Genomic DNA, 17443 nt, shown 5'->3' on the forward strand with positions numbered 1-17443 from the left:
GATCTGCCTATTTCCAGTGAAAATCAAGTCAACATGATTTTTGCTTCGGTGCTAACATTCGGCCGCTGCGAGACGGGCGCCGGACGAGACCGGCGGCAACGGCGCGGCCGGGCCGGATCCGCCGTCCTGAAACGCCTTTCTTCACCATGAGCGCGCCCCCATGACACAGCCCTCCACTCGCCGTCCCTTTGCCGATTTCGCCCCGCCGATCCGCCCGCAGGATCAGCTCCGCCAGGCGATCACCGCCGCCTATCGCCGCCCGGAGGCCGAGTGCCTGGCACCGCTGCTCGAGCAGGCGACGCTGTCGCCCGAGCAGCGCCGCGCCGTCGCAGCCACCGCCCGCAAGCTGATCACCGCGCTGCGCGCCAAGCACAAGGGCACCGGCGTCGAAGGCCTGGTGCAGGAATACTCGCTGTCGAGCCAGGAGGGCGTGGCGCTGATGTGCCTCGCCGAGGCGCTGCTGCGCATCCCCGACACCGCCACCCGTGACGCGCTGATCCGCGACAAGATCGCCGACGGCGACTGGAAGTCGCATATCGGCGGCGGCCGCTCGCTGTTCGTCAATGCCGCGACCTGGGGCCTCGTCGTCACCGGCAAGCTGACCGGCACGGTCAACGACCGCAGCCTCTCGGCGGCGCTCACCCGCCTCATCGCCCGCTGCGGCGAGCCGGTCATCCGCCGCGGCGTCGACATGGCGATGCGCATGATGGGCGAGCAGTTCGTCACCGGCGAGACGATCGACGAGGCGCTGAACCGCTCGCGGGCGCTTGAGCAGAAGGGCTTCCGCTACTCCTACGACATGCTCGGCGAGGCGGCGACGACTGCCGCCGACGCGGCGCGCTACTACCGCGACTACGAGAACGCCATCCATGCGATCGGCAAGGCCTCGGCCGGCCGCGGCATCTATGAGGGCCCCGGCATCTCGATCAAGCTGTCGGCGCTGCATCCGCGCTATTCGCGCGCCCAGGCCGAGCGTGTCATGGACGAGCTGCTGCCGAAGGTGAAGGCGCTGGCGCTGCTGTCGAAGACCTACAACATCGGCCTCAACATCGACGCGGAAGAGGCCGACCGGCTCGAACTGTCGCTCGACCTGCTCGAAAGCCTCTGCACCGATCCGGACCTGTCCGGCTGGGAGGGCATGGGCTTCGTCGTCCAGGCCTACGGCAAGCGCTGCCCGTTCGTGCTCGACTACATCATCGATCTCGCCCGCCGCTCCGGCCGGCGCGTCATGGTGCGTCTCGTCAAGGGCGCCTACTGGGACGCCGAGATCAAGCGCGCCCAGGTCGACGGTCTCGCGGAGTTCCCGGTCTACACCCGCAAGATCTACACCGACGTCTCCTATATCGCCTGCGCCAAGAAGCTGCTGGCCGCCACCGACGCGGTGTTCCCGCAGTTCGCCACCCATAACGCCCAGACGCTTGCGACGATCTACCACCTCGCCGGTCCCGACTACTCGGTCGGCAAGTACGAGTTCCAGTGCCTGCACGGCATGGGCGAGCCGCTCTATGACGAGGTCGTCGGCCGCGGCAATCTCGACCGGCCGTGCCGGATCTACGCGCCGGTCGGCACGCATGAGACGCTGCTTGCCTATCTCGTCCGCCGCCTGCTGGAAAACGGCGCCAACTCCTCCTTCGTCAACCGCATCGCCGACCCGGCCGTATCGATCGACGACCTGATCGCCGATCCGGCCGAGGTCGTCCGCTCGATGGCCGTCGTCGGCGCCCGTCACGACCAGATCGCCCTGCCGGCCGAGCTCTACGGCGCCCGGCCGAACTCCGCCGGCCTCGATCTCTCCGACGAGACCACGCTGGCCGCGCTCAGCGATGCCCTCGAGGCCAGTGCTGCCATTGGCTGGAAGGCCGCGCCGCAGCTTGCGAGCGGCGTTGCCGACGGCGAGACCCGCCCGGTCCTGAACCCTGCCGACCACGGCGACGTCGTCGGCGAGGTCACCGAGGCTTCCGACGAGACGGCCCGCAAGGCGGTGACGCTCGCCGCCGCCGCGGCACCCCGCTGGGCCGCCGCCCCGCCTTCCGAGCGCGCCGCCTGCCTCGAGCGGGCCGCCGACGCCATGCAGGCGCGCATGCCGACCCTGCTCGGGCTGATCGCCCGCGAGGCCGGCAAGTCGCTGCCGAACGCCATCGCCGAAGTGCGCGAGGCGATCGACTTCCTGCGCTACTACGCCGAACAGGCGCGCCGCACCCTCGGCCCGACGCATGCGCCGCTCGGCCCGGTCGTCTGCATCAGCCCGTGGAACTTCCCGCTGGCGATCTTCACCGGCCAGATCGCCGCAGCCCTGGTGACCGGCAATCCGGTGCTCGCCAAGCCGGCCGAGGAAACGCCGCTGATCGCTGCCGAAGGCGTGCGGCTGCTGCACGAGGCCGGCGTCCCCGCCGAGGCCTTGCAGCTCCTGCCGGGCGACGGCCGCGTCGGCGCGGCGCTTGTCGCCGCTCCCGAAACGGCCGGGGTGATGTTCACCGGGTCCACCGAGGTCGCCCGCCTGATCCAGGCACAGCTTGCCGGCCGGCTTTCGGCCGACGGCCGGCCGATCCCGCTGATCGCCGAGACCGGCGGCCAGAACGCGATGATCGTCGATTCGTCCGCGCTTGCCGAGCAGGTCGTCTTCGACGTCATCGCCTCGGCCTTCGACAGCGCCGGCCAGCGCTGCTCGGCGCTGCGCGTGCTCTGCCTGCAGGAGGACGTCGCCGACCGCACGCTCGCCATGCTGAAGGGCGCTCTGCATGAACTGACGATCGGCCGCACCGACAAGCTTTCCGTCGACATCGGCCCGGTCATCACTGCCGAGGCCAAGGGCGTCATCGAGGGCCACGTCGAGGACATGCGCGGCAAGGGCCGCAAGGTCGAGCAGCTCAGCCTCGACGGAGACACCGCGCAGGGCACCTTCGTGCCGCCGACGATCATCGAGCTCGGCAGCATCTCGGAGCTGAAGCGCGAGGTGTTCGGCCCGGTCCTGCACGTCATCCGCTACAAGCGCGAGGACCTCGACCGGCTGATCGACGAGATCAACGCCACCGGCTACGGCCTGACCTTCGGCCTGCACACCCGCCTCGACGAGACGATCGCGCATGTGACGAGCCGCGTGAAGGTCGGCAACGTCTATATCAACCGCAACGTCATCGGCGCCATCGTCGGCGTCCAGCCGTTCGGCGGGCGCGGCCTTTCCGGCACCGGACCGAAGGCCGGCGGACCGCTCTATCTCGGCCGGCTGGTGAAGACCGCGCCGATCCCGCCGCACCACAGCTCGGTCTACACCGATCCGGCGCTGTCGGACTTCGCCAAGTGGCTGGGGCAGCGTGGCATGAACGCGCAGGCGCAGGCCGCCCGCGACACCGGCAGCGCCTCGGCGCTCGGCCTCGACATCGAGCTGCCAGGCCCGGTCGGCGAGAAGAACCTGTACGCGCTGCATCCGCGCGGCCAGGTGCTCCTGGTGCCGCAGACCGAGACCGGCCTCTATGGCCAGATCGTCGCGGCACTCGCCACCGGCAACCGCATGGTGATCGACGCGGCCAGCGGCCTGCAGGGGGCGCTGAAGGACCTGCCGCCAAGCGTCGCCGCCCGGCTGTCCTGGTCGAAGGACTGGGCGAAGAACGGCCCCTATGCGGCGGCCCTCGTCGAGGGTGACGCCGAGCGCATCCGCTCGGTCAACGAGACGATCGCCGGCCTGCCGGGCCCGCTGGTGCTGGTCCAGGCCGCTTCGCCCGAGGCGCTCGCCGCCGCCAATGCCGACGCCTACTGCCTGAACTGGCTGTTGGAAGAGGTCTCCACCTCGATCAACACCACCGCCGCCGGCGGCAATGCCAGCCTGATGGCGATCGGCTGACGAAAAGGAAGGCGACGCCTTCCGCCGGATGCCGGGCAGACCCGGCGTCCGCCGGGTTCGCGGCAGGCGGACTGCAGGGCAGCAGCCCGCCGCAAGCCCCGGGGAAAGCGCCGCCTCCGCCCTTTCAGCCACCCCCTCATTGCGGGCGTGCCGACGGACGTTGCGGCGCCCGGAAACCGGAAGAGGCAGACATGAACGGAACACGGATCGGGTGCGAGCGGCTGCGCTCGAAGGTGATGAGTGCCGAGGACGCGGCATCGCTGATCGATAGCGGTTCGACCGTCGGGATGAGCGGCTTCACCGGTTCCGGCTATCCCAAGACCGTGCCGTTGGCGCTTGCCGCCCGCATCGAGGCGGCGCATGCTGCCGGCGACCCCTTCCGGCTGCGCGTCTGGACCGGCGCCTCGACCGGACCGGAGCTCGACGGCGCGCTCGCCAAGGCCGACGGCATCGAATTCCGGCTGCCCTACAATTCCGACCCCATCGCCCGCGAGAAGATCAATCGCGGCGAGATGGAGTATTTCGACATGCACCTGAGCCAGGTGGCGCCGATGGCCTGGCAGGGCTTCCTCGGTCCGCTCGACACGGCGGTGATCGAAATTTCGGGCATCCGGCCGGACGGCTCGCTGATCCCCTCCTCCTCGGTCGGCAACAACAAGACCTGGCTCGATCGCGCCGACAAGGTAATCCTGGAGCTGAACTACTGGCAGAGCGCCGACCTTCAGGGCATGCACGACATCTACTACGGCACGGCGCTGCCGCCGCACCGGGTGCCAATCCCGCTCACACGGTCCGACGACCGCATCGGCGAGACCGCCTTCCGCTGCGATCCCGACAAGATCGTCGCCATCGTCGAGACCGACGCGCCGGACCGCAACCTGCCGTTCACGCCGCCCGACGACGTCGCCCGCGCCATCGCCGGCCATCTCCTCGAATTCTTCGCCCACGAGGTGGCGAAGGGGCGGCTGCCGGCCTCGCTGCTGCCGATCCAGTCGGGGGTCGGCAACATCGCCAACGCCGTGCTGACCGGGCTGGTCGACAGCCCGTTCGAAGACATGACCGCCTTCACCGAGGTCATCCAGGACGGCATGCTGGACCTGCTCGACGCCGGCAAGCTGCGCATGGCCTCGGCCACCGCCTTCTCGCTGAGCCCCGAAGCGGCGGCCCGCCTGAACGCCGACATGGGCCGCTATCGCGACCGGATGATCCTTCGCCCGCAGGAGATCAGCAACCACCCCGAACTGATCCGCCGGCTCGGCTGCATCGCCATGAACGGGCTGATCGAGGCCGACATCTACGGCAACGTCAACTCGACCCACATCATGGGCTCGCGCATCCAGAACGGCATCGGCGGTTCCGGTGACTTCGCCCGCAACGCCTATGTGTCGATCTTCATGACCCCGTCGACGGCGAAGGGCGGCAAGATCTCGGCGATCGTTCCGCAAGCGAGCCACGTCGACCACATCAGCCAGGACGTCCAGGTGCTGGTGACCGAGCAGGGCCTGGCGGACCTGCGCGGGCTTTCACCCAAGCAGCGCGCCCGGCTGATCATCGACAACTGCGCGCACCCGGACTACCGGCCTGCCCTCCAGGACTATTACGCACGCGCGCTTGCCGGCTCGTACGGGCTGCAGACCCCGACGCTGCCGGGCGAGGCCCTGTCGTGGCACCAGCGCTACATCGAGACCGGCTCGATGCGCTGACCGGCGTAGAACGCCGTCCTGTCGACGCATCCCGCCGGCGGCGATGATAACATTGCCCGGCGGCCCGCTCAGGCGCGCCGCACCCTACGGATCAGGCTCAGCAGCACGAACAGCGCGATCGACACGGTGGTCAGCAGGCTGGCCGCCGCCATGATCGTCGGGTTGATCTGGTCGCGGATCCCGGAGAACATCTGCACGGGCAGGGTGCGCTGGTCGGCGCCGGTGAGGAACAGCGCCACGATCACCTCGTCGAAGGATACCGCGAAGGCGAGCAGGGCGCCCGAGACGATGCCGGGCAGGATGAGCGGCAGGGTGACGGCGAAGAACACGCTGACCGGTCCGGCGCCGAGACTTGCGCCGGCGCGGGTGAGATTGGCGTCATAGGTCGACAGCGCCGAGAGCACGGTGACGACGACGAAGGGGATGGCGAGGCCGGCATGGGCCAGCACCAGGCCGGTGCGCGTGTCGGTCAGCCCGAGCGCGCCGAAGAACATGTAGGCGCCGACCGCGACGATGACGACCGGCATGATCATCGGCGAGATCATCAGCGCCATGACGGCCTTGCGCCAGGGAAAGCCGGGCCGGCTGATGCCGAGTGCCGCCAGCGTGCCGAGGAGCGTTGCGAGCGCGGTGCTGAAGACCGCGGCGATCAGGCTGTTCACGAGGCTCTTCGTCCAGCGGGTGTTTTCGAAGAAGTCGGCATACCACCGCCAGGAATATTCCTTGATCGGAAAGGTGAAGAACGGATCCTTCGAGACCGAGAGCGGAAAAACGACGAAGAGCGGCCCGATCAAAAAGACGAGCACGGCCACGGCGAACAGGACGACGAACAGGCGGCCGAGCCGTTCGCTGCGGGTCGCGTAAGCGGGAAGCCACATGGTTCTCTACCCGAGCTTGATGCGTTCCGCGCCGACGATGCGGAGGAACGCGAGATAGATGGAGAGCGTCATGACGAGGAGCAGGCAGGCAAGGGCGGCGGCCATGCCCCAGTTTAGGTCGCGGTTGATGTAGGTGGCGATGAAGTTCGACACCATCTGGTCGCGCGGACCGCCGACGAGCGCCGGGGTGATGTAATAGCCGAGCGACAGGATGAAGGTCATCAGGCAGCCGGCCGCCACGCCGGGCAGCGTCTGCGGCGCATAGATCCGCCAGAAGGCGGCAAGCGGCGGGGCGCCGAGCGAGCGCGCCGCCCGCATCTGCCCCTCCGAGATCGACTTCATGACGCTGAGGATCGGCAGGATCGTGAACGGGAGCTGGATGTGGGTCATGGCGGTCACGGTGCCGAAGCGCGTCAGCATCAGCTGCAGCTTTTCGGTCGTCAGGCCGAGCGCGAGCAGCACCTGGTTGATGACGCCATCGGTCTGCAGCAGCACGACCCAGGCGGTGGTGCGCACCAAAAGCGAGGTCCAGAGCGGCAGCAGCACCATCAAGAGCATCAGACCCGCCACGCGCGCCGGTGCCAGCGAGATGACGTAGGCTGTCGGAAAGCCGAGCAGCAGGGTTGCGACCGTCACCAGCCCGGCGATCCAGAGGGTGCGACCGAGGATGTCGAGGAAGACGGCCTGGTCGGCCGCGACCCGGCCGATGCCGCCTGTGGCGTCCTGCCCGAGATCGACGGCCGTCAGCAGGTAATAGAGGGTCACCGGCGCGCCGTTGCGCTTGATGATGGCCCAGAGTTCGGTGTCGGCCCAGGCGGGATCGAGGGCGATAAATTGCGGGGCCAGCGGGCCGTCCGCGAAACTGCCGAGATGGCGCGTCACCGACATGATGCGGCTGCGCATGCCGGCGCTCTCATAGTTCAGCCGCTTGCCGAGTGCTGCGGCGGTGCTGTTCTCCTTGGCGCGGGCAAGATCGGCCGCGAGCGCCGCGAAGGCTTCCTCGCCGGGAACGCCCTGACCGTCCCATTGGTCGAGCGTACTTACGGTTTGCGGCAGGATATGGCGCACCTCCGGGTTTCGGACCGCGGTGGTGAGGAAGAGCCCGATCGGCGCGCCGAAGGTGACGATCAGGAAAAGCAGCGCCGGCAAGGCGAGCGCCAGCGCCCTGAGGCGGTTCGGCCGCTCGGCCCGCCGGAGTGCTGCGCGGAGATCCGGGCGGGACAGCGGGGTGGCAAGGGACATCGTTTGCGCCATGACTACCTCGTCAGTGTCCGGCAATCGGCGGCGGCGCAGGCCATGGCGACGGTGCAGCCCGGCACGATCGCCGCCCCTTCGGCCGCCGGCAGGCTGGCGACGAGGCGCGCATCGCCGAAGGCTTCGAGCGCCAGGCGCACCCGGTCGCCCAAAAAGGTCTTGTCGAGCACCCGCGCCGTGATCCGGTTGTGCGCGCCCTGCCTGCTGCCGGTATCGAGGCCAAGTCGCTCCGGGCGCAGCGAAACGGTCATGCTCTCTCCCGGCGAACCGGCGGGACCGGTCGTCAGAAGCCGCGTCCCGTCCTGCATCCGCACGACGACAAGGCCGTTCTCGGTGCCGGCGAGTTCGCAGGCAAGCGTGTTGTTGTCGCCGATGAAGCCCGCGACGAAGCGGTTCTCCGGCTGCTCGTAGAGGGTGACCGGATCGGAGAGCTGCTGGATGCGGCCCTGGTGGAAGACGGCGATCCGGTCGGACATGGTGAGCGCCTCCGACTGGTCGTGCGTCACATAGACCATGGTGATGCCGAGGCGCTGCTGGATCTGCTTGATCTCGATCTGCATATGCTCGCGCAACTGCTTGTCGAGGGCGCCGAGCGGCTCGTCCATCAGGATGAGTTTCGGATTGAACACCATCGCGCGGGCGAGCGCGACGCGCTGCTGCTGGCCGCCGGACAATTGCGCCGGCCGGCGCTCGCCGAGGCCGCCGAGCTGGACCATTTCCAGCGCATCCTCGATGCGCCGGGCGGCCTCCGCGCCCTTCACGCCGCGATAGCGCAGCGGGAAGCCGACGTTCTCGCGCACCGTCATGTGCGGAAACAGGGCATAGTTCTGGAAGACGAAGCCGATGTCGCGGCGTTCCGGCGGCAGACGCTCGACCGCCTGTCCCTCCAGCAGGATGCGACCGCTGGTCGGCTGCTCGAAGCCGCCGAGCATCATCAGCGTCGTCGTCTTGCCGGAGCCGGACGGCCCGAGCATCGTCAGGAACTCACCGCGGCGGACGGCCAAGTTCAGGTCCTCGACGACGAGCGTGCGCCCGTCGTAGGTCTTCTGCACCCGCTCGAAGACCACCATGTCCTCGGCAGCACTGCGGGTTGGCGGCTCGTCGCCGAGCCGCCTCCTTTCCAGCGATATCGTGTTCATCGACCTGCCTCTTAGTTGGAGAGCCAGGTGGTGAAGCGCTTTCTGATCTCGTCGCCGTGATCGGCCCAGAAGGCATTGTCGAGCGTGAGCGAGGTCGTCAGGTTGGCGGGGCTGGTGGGCAGGTTCCTGGCGTCTTCCGGCGCCACTTCGGCCGCCGCCGTGGTGCGGACGGGACCGTAGGGAATGTACTTCGCAGTCGCGGCGAGAATCTTGGGTTCGACGGCGAAGTGGATGAAGGCGAGCGAGCCCTCGATGTCCTTGGCGCCCTTGGGAATGGCCCAGAAGTTCGAATCGAGGATCTGGTTGTCCCAGACCATGCCGAACTTGCGGCCCTCCTTGTTGGCGTTGAAGATGCGGCCGTTCCAGGCGGTCGTCAGCGTCACCTCGCCGGAGGCGAGCAGCTGCGGCGCCTGGGCGCCCGCTTCCCACCAGACGATCTGGTCCTTGATCGTGTCGAGCTTGGCAAAGGCGCGGTCGAGGCCCTCCGGGGTCGACAGCGTCTCGTAGACGGCGTCCGGCGCGACGCCGTCGGCGAGCAGCGCGAATTCGAGATTGGTGGCCGGGTTCTTCCACAGGCCGCGCTTGCCGGGGAATTTTTCGAGATCGAACAGGTCGGCGAGCTTGGTCGGCTTGTTGGCGAGCTTCTCCTCGTCGTAGGAGAGGATCGTCGCATAGACGATCGTGCCGACGCCGCAGTCCGACGTGGTGCCGGGGAGCCATTCCGACTTCGGCCCGATCTTCTCCCAGTCGATCGGCTCGAAAATGCCCTCGTCGCATCCCTGCAGCAGGGTGGGCGCGTCGACATCCACCACGTCGAGCGTTGTGTTGCCGCTGTCGATCATCGCCTTGATCTTGGCGATCTCGCCGCCGTATTCCTGTTCGGACACCGGACGGCCGGTCGCTTCGGCATAGGCGTTGAACACCGCCTTGCGCTGGGCTTCCTGATAGGCGCCGCCGAAGCTCATGACGGAAAGCGGCTCGGCGGCCATCGCCGCACCGAGAGCCAGGCCATAGGCGAGCGTCGTCGCTGCCAGAAACATGCGTTTGCTGACCATGATATCCCTCTCTGAAGATCATTTATGTGCTTGTCACGCCGCCCGTCTTGCCTGCGGGCTGTTGACGAACGCTATGTTCCGACATGCCGTGGTGCAAATAAGTAACCGTCATGGGCGCATCAGTGGCGCTTATCAGCTGCTATGACTTTTCGCCGCGGGGCGCGCGCACCGCTCAATGCGGATGCCGCGGGGCAGCCTTCGGCGCGCCAAAGGCGGCCGCCGCCCCAACGGCGGGGCGCCCAGATAATGACCTTGTGAAAAAGTGCATCCTGGGGCAAGATTTGCCACTATACCCTGAAGTGCTGAACTAGACCGAATCCGGCCGTCTCGCGCTCTGCGAGATCTCGCGTGAGGATCGGAGTCGATGGATCAGGGGCTCTTCCTACTGTTTGCTGCGGTGGCCGTGATCACGGCCCTGGCGGTGGTCGTGGCGCGCAATCCGGTCCATAGCGCGCTGGCGCTGATGGCGTGTTTCCTGCAGGTCTCGGCGATCTTCGTGCTGCTCGCCGCACCGCTGCTCGCCGTCATCCAGATCTTCGTCTATGTCGGCGCGATCATGGTCCTGTTTTTGTTCGTGATCATGATGGTCGATGTCCGCGAGGCGACGTTGCAGCGGTTCCTGCCGGGCGACAACCTGCCGGCGATGATGCTGCTTGCCCTTCTGGCTGTCGAGATGATCGCGCTTATCCTGTGGAGCAACGGCTTTTCGGGGACCGAACCCGCCCTGGCGACCGGGCGCGACCAGATCAGGCGGCTCGCCACGACGCTCTTTGCCGATTATCTCCTGCCGTTCGAAGCGGCCTCGGTCATCCTGCTGGTGGCGCTGGTCGGCGCCATCGTGCTGGCGCGGAAGGAGCCGGGATGATGGTTCCGCTTGCCTGGTACCTCCTGCTCGGCGTCGCCCTGTTCGTGATCGGCGCGGCGGGCGTGCTGCTGAGGCGCAATATCCTGGTCGTGCTGATGTCGCTGGAGCTGATGCTCAACTCCGTCAACATCAACTTCATCGCCTTCGGGCGCCAGTCCAACGATTTCCGCGGCCAGATCTTCGCGCTCTTCGTCATTGCCATCACCGCCGCGGAAGTCGCCGTCGCCCTCGGCATCCTGGTCGCCCTGGTGAGGAACAAGCCCACGCTCAAGGTCGACGACGTCACCATCATGAAAGGATAGCGGCTTGGACCCGGCGATCTCGATCCGGCCGCTGCTTGCCATCGCCGTCCCTGGGCTGGCGGCGCTCGCCATCCTGTTCCTGAACCGCCGCGAGCGGCTGCGCGATCTGGTCTCGCCGCTCGCCGCCGTCATCCTGTTTGCGATCGTTGCCTCGATGGCGCCGACGGTGCTTGCCGGCGGCAGCGTCGAGCTGCGCCTGTTCGAGATCCTGCCGGGCATCGCGCTTGCCTTCCGGGCCGATGCGCTCGGCATGGTGTTCGCCACCGTCTCCTCGCTGTTGTGGATCCTGGCGGCGATCTACTCGATCGGCTACATGCGCCACCTGAACGAGCACGCGCAGACCCGGTTCTTCGCCTGCTTCGCCGCCAGCATTGCGGCCGCCGTCGGCGGCGCCTTTTCCGCCAACCTGTTCACGCTGGTGATCTTCTACGAGGCGCTCAGCCTCGTCACCTACCCGCTCGTCTACCACCATGAGGACGATGAGGCCTGGCGCGGCGCCCGCAGGTACCTGGTCTACCTGATGGGCGCCTCGAAGAGTGCGCTTCTCGCCGCGATCGCCCTGACGTACCAGTTGGCTGGATCACTCGATTTCGTGGCAGGCGGGCTGCTCGCCAAGGCCGAGGCCGCGCCGATGCTGCTGACGGTCGTCTATTTCTGCTACCTGTTCGGCTTCGCCAAGGCGGCGGTGATGCCGATGCACGCCTGGTTGCCGGCTGCGATGGTGGCGCCGACGCCGGTCAGCGCGCTGCTGCATGCCGTCGCCGTCGTCAAGATGGGCGTGTTCTGCGTGCTGCGGGTGGTGTTCGACGTCTTCGGGGTCGGGCTGGTGGCGAAACTGGGCCTCGGCATCGCCACCGCCTACCTGGTGTCGTTCACCATCCTGATGGCATCGGTCTATGCCCTGACCCGCGACGACCTGAAGGCCAGGCTCGCCTATTCGACGGTCAGCCAGCTCTCCTACATCGTGCTCGGCGCGGTGCTGCTGTCGCCCGTGGCGATGGTCGGCGGCATCGTGCACATCGCCGCGCACGCCTTCTCCAAGATCACGCTGTTCTTCTGCGCCGGGTCGATCTTCTGCGCCTCGGGAAAGCGCAACATCAGCGACATGGCCGGCATCGGCCGGCGGCTGCCCTGGACGATGGGGGCCTTCTTCGTCGCCTCGCTGAGCATGATCGGCATCCCGCCGACCGCGGGCTTCGTCAGCAAATGGTACCTGGTGCAGGGCTCGGCGGACGCCGGGCAGATGGCCTTCCTGCTCGTGCTCTTGGTGAGCTCGGTGCTGAACGCCGCCTATTTCCTGCCGGTCAGCTACACCGCCTTCTTCGAGGCGGGGACCCAGGAGAGCCTGTCGAAGGTCCGTGAAATCCCCCTGGTCGCGGCGCCGCTGGTGGCGACGGCAATCCTTTCGGTGCTGATGGGCATCTTTCCCGGCTATTTCCTCACGCTCGCGGACGGGGTGGTGCGATGATCCGGCGCATCGTCGACTTCTTCGGGGACGAGGCCCATGCCAGGCAGCGCCGGAGATTGTTCTACCTCGTGCTCGTCCTGGTCGTCATCGCCGACTTCGTCGTTCCGCGCGAAAGCACCGACTACCTGTGGGAGCGCCTGCCGGGCTGGTCGGCCGCCTACGGGTTCTTTTCCTGCGTGGTCCTGATCTTCGTCTCCAAGTTTCTCGGCCATCGGGCCGGGCTGATGCGGCGCGAGGACTATTATGAGTGACTTCGTCCACCCGGGCCTGCTCTTCATCCTCGGCAGCCTGCCGATCCCCTTCCTCAAGGGATCGGCGCGCAAGGCCTACCTGCTGCTGATCCCGGCGCTGGCGATCCTCGCCGTGCTGACCATGCGGCCGGGCAGCTACGGCGCGGCGAGCTTCCTCGGGCAGGACATCCTGCTCGCCAGGGTCGACAAGCTGAGCCTCGTCTTCGCCACCGTCTTCAGCATCATGGCGCTGATCGGCACGGTCTATGCGCTGCACCTGACCCGGGCCGGCCAGCACGTGGCGGCCTTCGTCTATGTCGGCAGCGCGCTCGGCGTAGTGTTCGCCGGCGACTACCTGACCCTCTACCTGTTCTGGGAAGCCATGGCGTTTGCCTCCGCCTACCTGGTGTTCGCGCAAGGCGGTGGGCCGGCGATCCGCGCCGGGTTCCGCTATCTGATGGTGCACGTCACCGGCGGGCTGGTGCTTTTCGGCGGCATCATCCTGCACGGGCTCGGCACCGGATCGATGCTGTTCGGCCCGATCGAGAGCGCCGCCAGCGCCGGCACCTACCTGATCCTGGCCGGCTTCCTGCTGAATGCGGCGGTGCCGCCGCTGAACGCCTGGCTGACCGACGCCTATCCGGAGGCGACCGTGACCGGCGCGGTGTTCATGAGCGCGTTCACCACCAAGACCGCCGTCTACGTGCTGGCGCGGGCGTTCCCGGGCACCGAGCTGCTGGTCTGGCTCGGCACCATCATGGCGATCTACGGCGTCATCTACGCGGTGCTGGAAAACGACTGCCGACGGCTGCTGGCCTATCATATCGTCAGCCAGGTCGGCTACATGGTGGCGGGCATCGGCATCGGCACCGAGATGGCGGTGAACGGCGCCGCCAGCCACGCGTTTGCACATATCCTCTACAAGGCGCTGCTGTTCATGGGCGCCGGCGCGGTGATCCAGGTCACCGGCCGGCGCAAGCTCACCGAGCTTGGCGGCCTCTACAAGGCCATGCCGCTGACGGTGGCGCTCTACATGGTCGGCGCGCTGGCGATCTCGGCCTTCCCGTTCTTCTCCGGCTTCGTCACCAAATCGATGGTCATCGCCGCGGCCGGGCAGGATCACCGGGCGCTGGTGATGCTGGCGCTGACGATGGCCTCGTCGGGGACGTTCCTGCACACCGGGCTGAAGCTGCCCTACTACATGTTCTTCGGCACCGACCGGAAGCTTGAGGCACGCGAGCCGCCGCGCAACATGCTGGTGGCGATGGGCATGGCGGCGGTGCTCTGCATCGGGATTGGCGTGTTCCCGCAGCCGCTCTATGCGCTGCTGCCCTATCCGGTCGACTTCCAGCCCTATACGGGCCAGCATGTCACGGAAAGCCTCGGCCTTTTGATGTTCACCGCCCTGGGATTCGTGCTGTTCCTCAAGGCGCTCGACCCCGAAAACACCATCAGCCTCGACACCGACTGGTTCTACCGCAAGGGCGCGCGCGCCTTCATGTGGCTCGCCCAAAGGCCGCTGGCGCGCTACGAGCAGGCGGTCAGCAGCGTGTCGGAGACGGTGGTGCTGCCTTTCCTGCACGGGGCGGCCCGCACGGGGCTACGGATCGACCTTTCCGGCGTGGACGGCGTCGTGAACGGCGTCGCCCGCTCGATCCTGCGCGGCGGCGCGACGCTGCGGCGGCTGCAGACCGGGGTGGTCACCCAATACGCGCTCGCTATGATCGCCGGCGTCATCGCCGCCGTCGTCGTCTTCACCGTGGTGTGGCGATAGGGGGAGCGATGGGATTGCCGCTGCTCAGCCTCATCGTCTTCACACCAGCCGTCGGGGCCGCCCTGCTGCTGCTCCTGCGCGGCGACGGTGCGGTGCGGTGGACGGCGCTCGGCGTCACGATCCTCGACCTCGCGCTCTGCATCGCCATGCTCGCCGGCTTCGACACCACCACGCACGCGATGCAGTTTGTCGAGCGCCACCGGTGGGTGCCGGCGCTCGGGATCACCTTTTCGCTCGGCGTCGACGGCATCAGCGCCTTGTTCGTGTTTCTGACGGCGCTTCTGGGCACGGTCTGCGTGCTCGCCTCCTGGGCCGCGATCGACCGCAGGGTGAAGGCGTTCATGGTCAGCCTGCTCGTCATGCAGGCGTTGATGCTGGGGGTGTTCTGCGCCCTCGACCTGTTCCTGTTCTACGTCTGCTGGGAGGCGATGCTGATCCCGATGTACCTGATCATCGGGGTCTGGGGCGGCGAGGGACGGGTCTATGCGGCCTTCAAGTTCTTCCTGTACACCCTGGCAGGCAGCCTTGTGTTCCTGGTCGGGGTCATCGCCCTTTATTTCCAGGGCGGCGAGACCTTCGACATCATTGCGCTGACGGCGCATAACCTGCCGTTTGCGGTGCAGTCCTGGCTGTTCTTCGCCTTCCTGATCGCCTTTGCCGTCAAGGTGCCGATGGTGCCGGTCCATACCTGGCTACCGGACGCTCATGTGCAGGCGCCGACGGCCGGCAGCATCATCCTGGCCGGCGTGCTGCTGAAGATGGGCGCCTACGGGTTCCTGCGGTTCTCGCTGCCAATGTTGCCGGAGGCGTCGCTGTACTACTCGACGCTGATGCTGGCGCTGTCGGCGCTGGCGATCGTCTACGGCGGACTGCTGGCGCTGGCGCAGGACGACCTGAAGAAGCTGGTGGCCTATTCCAGCATCAGCCACATGGGCTTCGTGACGCTGGGGATATTCGCGCTGAACCTGCGCGGCCTGCAGGGCGGCATCCTGCAGATGTTCAATCATGGCGTGACGACCGGAGCGCTGTTCCTGTTGGTCGGGCTGATCTATGAGCGGACCCATACGCGCAGCATTGCGGACTATGGCGGCCTGATGAAGCTGGCGCCGGTCTACACCTCGTTCCTGGCGCTGTTCACGCTGTCGTCGATGGCGCTGCCGGGGACGAATTCGTTCGTCGGCGAACTGCTGGTGCTTTCCGGCGGGTTCGCCGCCAACCTGGCACTGGGGGCCGTCGCCGTCTTGGGTGCGCTCCTGAGCGCCGCCTATCTGCTTGGAATGTACGGCCGGGTGTCGCTCGGTCCCGTGTCGGCTGCCGGCCTCTCCAAGATCCGCGACGTCAACGCCCGCGAGATGGCGGCGATCGTGCCGCTCGCGATCTTCGTGCTCTGGGTCGGGCTCTATCCGAAGCCATTTCTCTCCATCATCGACGCCTCGGTGCGGCACTTGCTGGTGCAGGTGCACGGCGCGGGGAGCGGCCCATGAACGCCGCGGCACTTTACCAGTCGGCGCTGGCCAGCCTGCCCGAAATCGTGGTGGTCATCGGGGCCTGCATGCTGCTGATCCTCGGACAGGTCGTGCGGAAGAAACGGCACGACCTCTTCGTCTGGGTCTCCATCGCGGTGGTGCTGGTCGCCGCTCTGTTTACCCTGGTGCCGGCCGGCGGGGCGGGGCCGGCCTATGCCGGCATGTTCATCGCCGATCGCTTCTCGGTGTTCTTCAAGCTGATCTTCTACCTGGCGACGCTGCTGACCTTCCTGCTGTCGCGCAAATATGCCGACTTCGAGGGGATCGGCAGCAGCGAATACTATGTCCTGCTGCTCTTTGCCCTTTCGGGCATGATGATCATGGCCTCGGCGACCGACCTACTGTCGATCTATGTGGGCCTCGAACTGACGGTGATCTGCACCTACGTGCTGACCGGCTTTTTGAGGCGGGAGCGCCGGTCCAACGAGGCGGCGCTCAAATATGTGATCCTGGGCGCCGTCTCGACCGGAATCTTTCTCTACGGCGTGTCGCTGGTCTACGGCCTCACCGGAACCACCCAATTGGATGCAATGGGCGCGGCGGTGACCGGCGACCCGGTCGATCCGGGCCTGCTGCTGGCAGTGGTTTTCGTCATCGCCGGCCTGGTCTTCAAGGTCGGCGCGGTGCCGTTCCACATGTGGCTGCCGGATGTCTACGAAGGCGCGCCGACGACGATCACCGCCTTCATGTCGGTGGGCCCGAAGGCGGCCGGCTTCGCGGTGATCCTGCGGGTGTTCCTCAATCCGCTGGTCGCCGAGTCCAATGCCTGGATCGTCGTCGCCGTCCTTGCCGTGGTGACGATGGCGCTCGGCAGCTTCGTGGCGCTGGTGCAGGACAACTTCAAGCGCCTGCTCGCCTATTCCAGCATCGCCCATGCCGGCTTCGCCCTGTTCGGCGTCGTCGCCGGCGGCACCGACGGGATTGCGAGCGTCATGCTCTATCTGCTGATCTACGCGTTCATGAACCTCGGCATTTTCGCCGCCGTCATCATGATGCGCAACGGCACGTCCTCAGGCGAGGTCATCGAAGACTACGCCGGCTTCGCCCGGCCGCATCCCGTCCTGGCGCTGCTGATGCTGCTCTATCTCTTCTCGCTGGCCGGCATTCCGCCGACGGCCGGCTTCTTTGCCAAGTTCTACGTGCTGGTCGCCCTGGTGGCGCGGGGGCATGTCCTGCTGGCGGTCGTCGCCGTGCTCCTCAGCGCCGTCGCGGCCTACTTCTACATCCGCATCGTCATGCTGGTGTACATGCGCGAGCCGAAGCGGGCGTTCGAGCCGGCGCTGACCCCGATGGTCGGCGCCGCGCTCGCCGTCACCGCCGCCGGCACCATCGGCATCGGCCTGTTTCCGGCCTGGTTCCTGCGGCTGGCGCAACAATCGGTGTTCGGCGGTTGATTGCAATGCTCCGCCCA

At 67.2% G+C, this 17443-nt stretch carries 13 protein-coding genes; 9 read left to right on the forward strand and 4 right to left on the reverse strand.

Annotated features, from left to right (window positions below):
- Positions 1 to 160 precede the first annotated feature (160 nt).
- Both putA and C7449_RS08220 read left to right on the forward strand, forming a co-directional pair.
- Positions 161 to 3838, forward strand: a complete 3678-nt coding sequence (gene putA / locus C7449_RS08215) for a trifunctional transcriptional regulator/proline dehydrogenase/L-glutamate gamma-semialdehyde dehydrogenase (RefSeq protein WP_108002307.1) — start codon at positions 161 to 163, stop codon at positions 3836 to 3838.
- 191 nt (positions 3839 to 4029) lie between these two features.
- Positions 4030 to 5541 (forward strand): acetyl-CoA hydrolase/transferase family protein, encoded by a 1512-nt coding sequence (locus C7449_RS08220; RefSeq protein WP_108002308.1) that lies wholly within the window; start codon positions 4030 to 4032, stop codon positions 5539 to 5541.
- 68 nt (positions 5542 to 5609) lie between these two features.
- Here C7449_RS08220 and C7449_RS08225 read toward each other — a convergent pair whose 3' ends face one another.
- From C7449_RS08225 to C7449_RS08240, 4 genes are read right to left on the reverse strand one after another with little or no spacing between them, the layout of a single operon-like run.
- Positions 5610 to 6419, reverse strand: a complete 810-nt coding sequence (locus C7449_RS08225; protein ID WP_108002309.1) for an ABC transporter permease — start codon at positions 6417 to 6419, stop codon at positions 5610 to 5612.
- A gap of 6 nt (positions 6420 to 6425) precedes the next feature.
- Positions 6426 to 7661, reverse strand: coding sequence for an ABC transporter permease (locus C7449_RS08230; protein ID WP_245414328.1), 1236 nt, complete (start codon positions 7659 to 7661; stop codon positions 6426 to 6428).
- A gap of 14 nt (positions 7662 to 7675) precedes the next feature.
- The gene (locus tag C7449_RS08235) at positions 7676 to 8812 is read right to left on the reverse strand and encodes an ABC transporter ATP-binding protein (protein ID WP_108002311.1); all 1137 of its coding nucleotides are present in this window, start codon (positions 8810 to 8812) and stop codon (positions 7676 to 7678) included.
- Positions 8813 to 8823: 11 nt separating this feature from the next.
- Complete coding sequence (locus tag C7449_RS08240; protein WP_108002312.1) at positions 8824 to 9867, reverse strand: ABC transporter substrate-binding protein; 1044 nt, start codon at positions 9865 to 9867, stop codon at positions 8824 to 8826.
- 364 nt (positions 9868 to 10231) lie between these two features.
- Between C7449_RS08240 and C7449_RS08245 the strand changes: the two genes are divergently transcribed.
- Genes C7449_RS08245 through C7449_RS08275 form a run of 7 tightly spaced genes read left to right on the forward strand, consistent with a single transcriptional unit; the run spans position 10232 to position 17426 of the window.
- Positions 10232 to 10732: an NADH-quinone oxidoreductase subunit J gene (locus tag C7449_RS08245; protein WP_108002313.1), complete on the forward strand. Its 501-nt coding sequence runs from the start codon at positions 10232 to 10234 to the stop codon at positions 10730 to 10732.
- On the forward strand, positions 10732 to 11034 hold the full coding sequence (nuoK, locus tag C7449_RS08250) for an NADH-quinone oxidoreductase subunit NuoK (RefSeq protein WP_108002666.1): 303 nt from the start codon (positions 10732 to 10734) through the stop codon (positions 11032 to 11034). Before C7449_RS08245 ends, nuoK begins: the two co-directional genes overlap by 1 nt.
- Positions 11035 to 11038: 4 nt before the next feature.
- Positions 11039 to 12502, forward strand: coding sequence for a monovalent cation/H+ antiporter subunit D family protein (locus C7449_RS08255; protein ID WP_108002314.1), 1464 nt, complete (start codon positions 11039 to 11041; stop codon positions 12500 to 12502).
- Positions 12499 to 12753, forward strand: a complete 255-nt coding sequence (locus C7449_RS08260; RefSeq protein WP_108002315.1) for a hypothetical protein — start codon at positions 12499 to 12501, stop codon at positions 12751 to 12753. The genes C7449_RS08255 and C7449_RS08260 overlap by 4 nt, the downstream gene beginning before the upstream one ends.
- On the forward strand, positions 12746 to 14506 hold the full coding sequence (locus tag C7449_RS08265; protein WP_108002316.1) for a Na(+)/H(+) antiporter subunit D: 1761 nt from the start codon (positions 12746 to 12748) through the stop codon (positions 14504 to 14506). The genes C7449_RS08260 and C7449_RS08265 overlap by 8 nt, the downstream gene beginning before the upstream one ends.
- An 8-nt stretch (positions 14507 to 14514) precedes the next feature.
- Positions 14515 to 15990 carry an NADH-quinone oxidoreductase subunit M gene (locus tag C7449_RS08270; RefSeq protein ID WP_108002317.1) on the forward strand — a complete coding sequence of 492 codons (1476 nt, stop codon included), beginning with the start codon at positions 14515 to 14517 and terminating at the stop codon, positions 15988 to 15990.
- Positions 15987 to 17426, forward strand: a complete 1440-nt coding sequence (locus C7449_RS08275) for an NADH-quinone oxidoreductase subunit N (protein WP_108002318.1) — start codon at positions 15987 to 15989, stop codon at positions 17424 to 17426. Before C7449_RS08270 ends, C7449_RS08275 begins: the two co-directional genes overlap by 4 nt.
- The last annotated feature ends 17 nt before the right edge of the window (positions 17427 to 17443 follow it).

The sequence above is a fragment of the Mycoplana dimorpha genome, assembly GCF_003046475.1.
In the GTDB taxonomy this organism is placed as follows: domain Bacteria; phylum Pseudomonadota; class Alphaproteobacteria; order Rhizobiales; family Rhizobiaceae; genus Mycoplana; species Mycoplana dimorpha.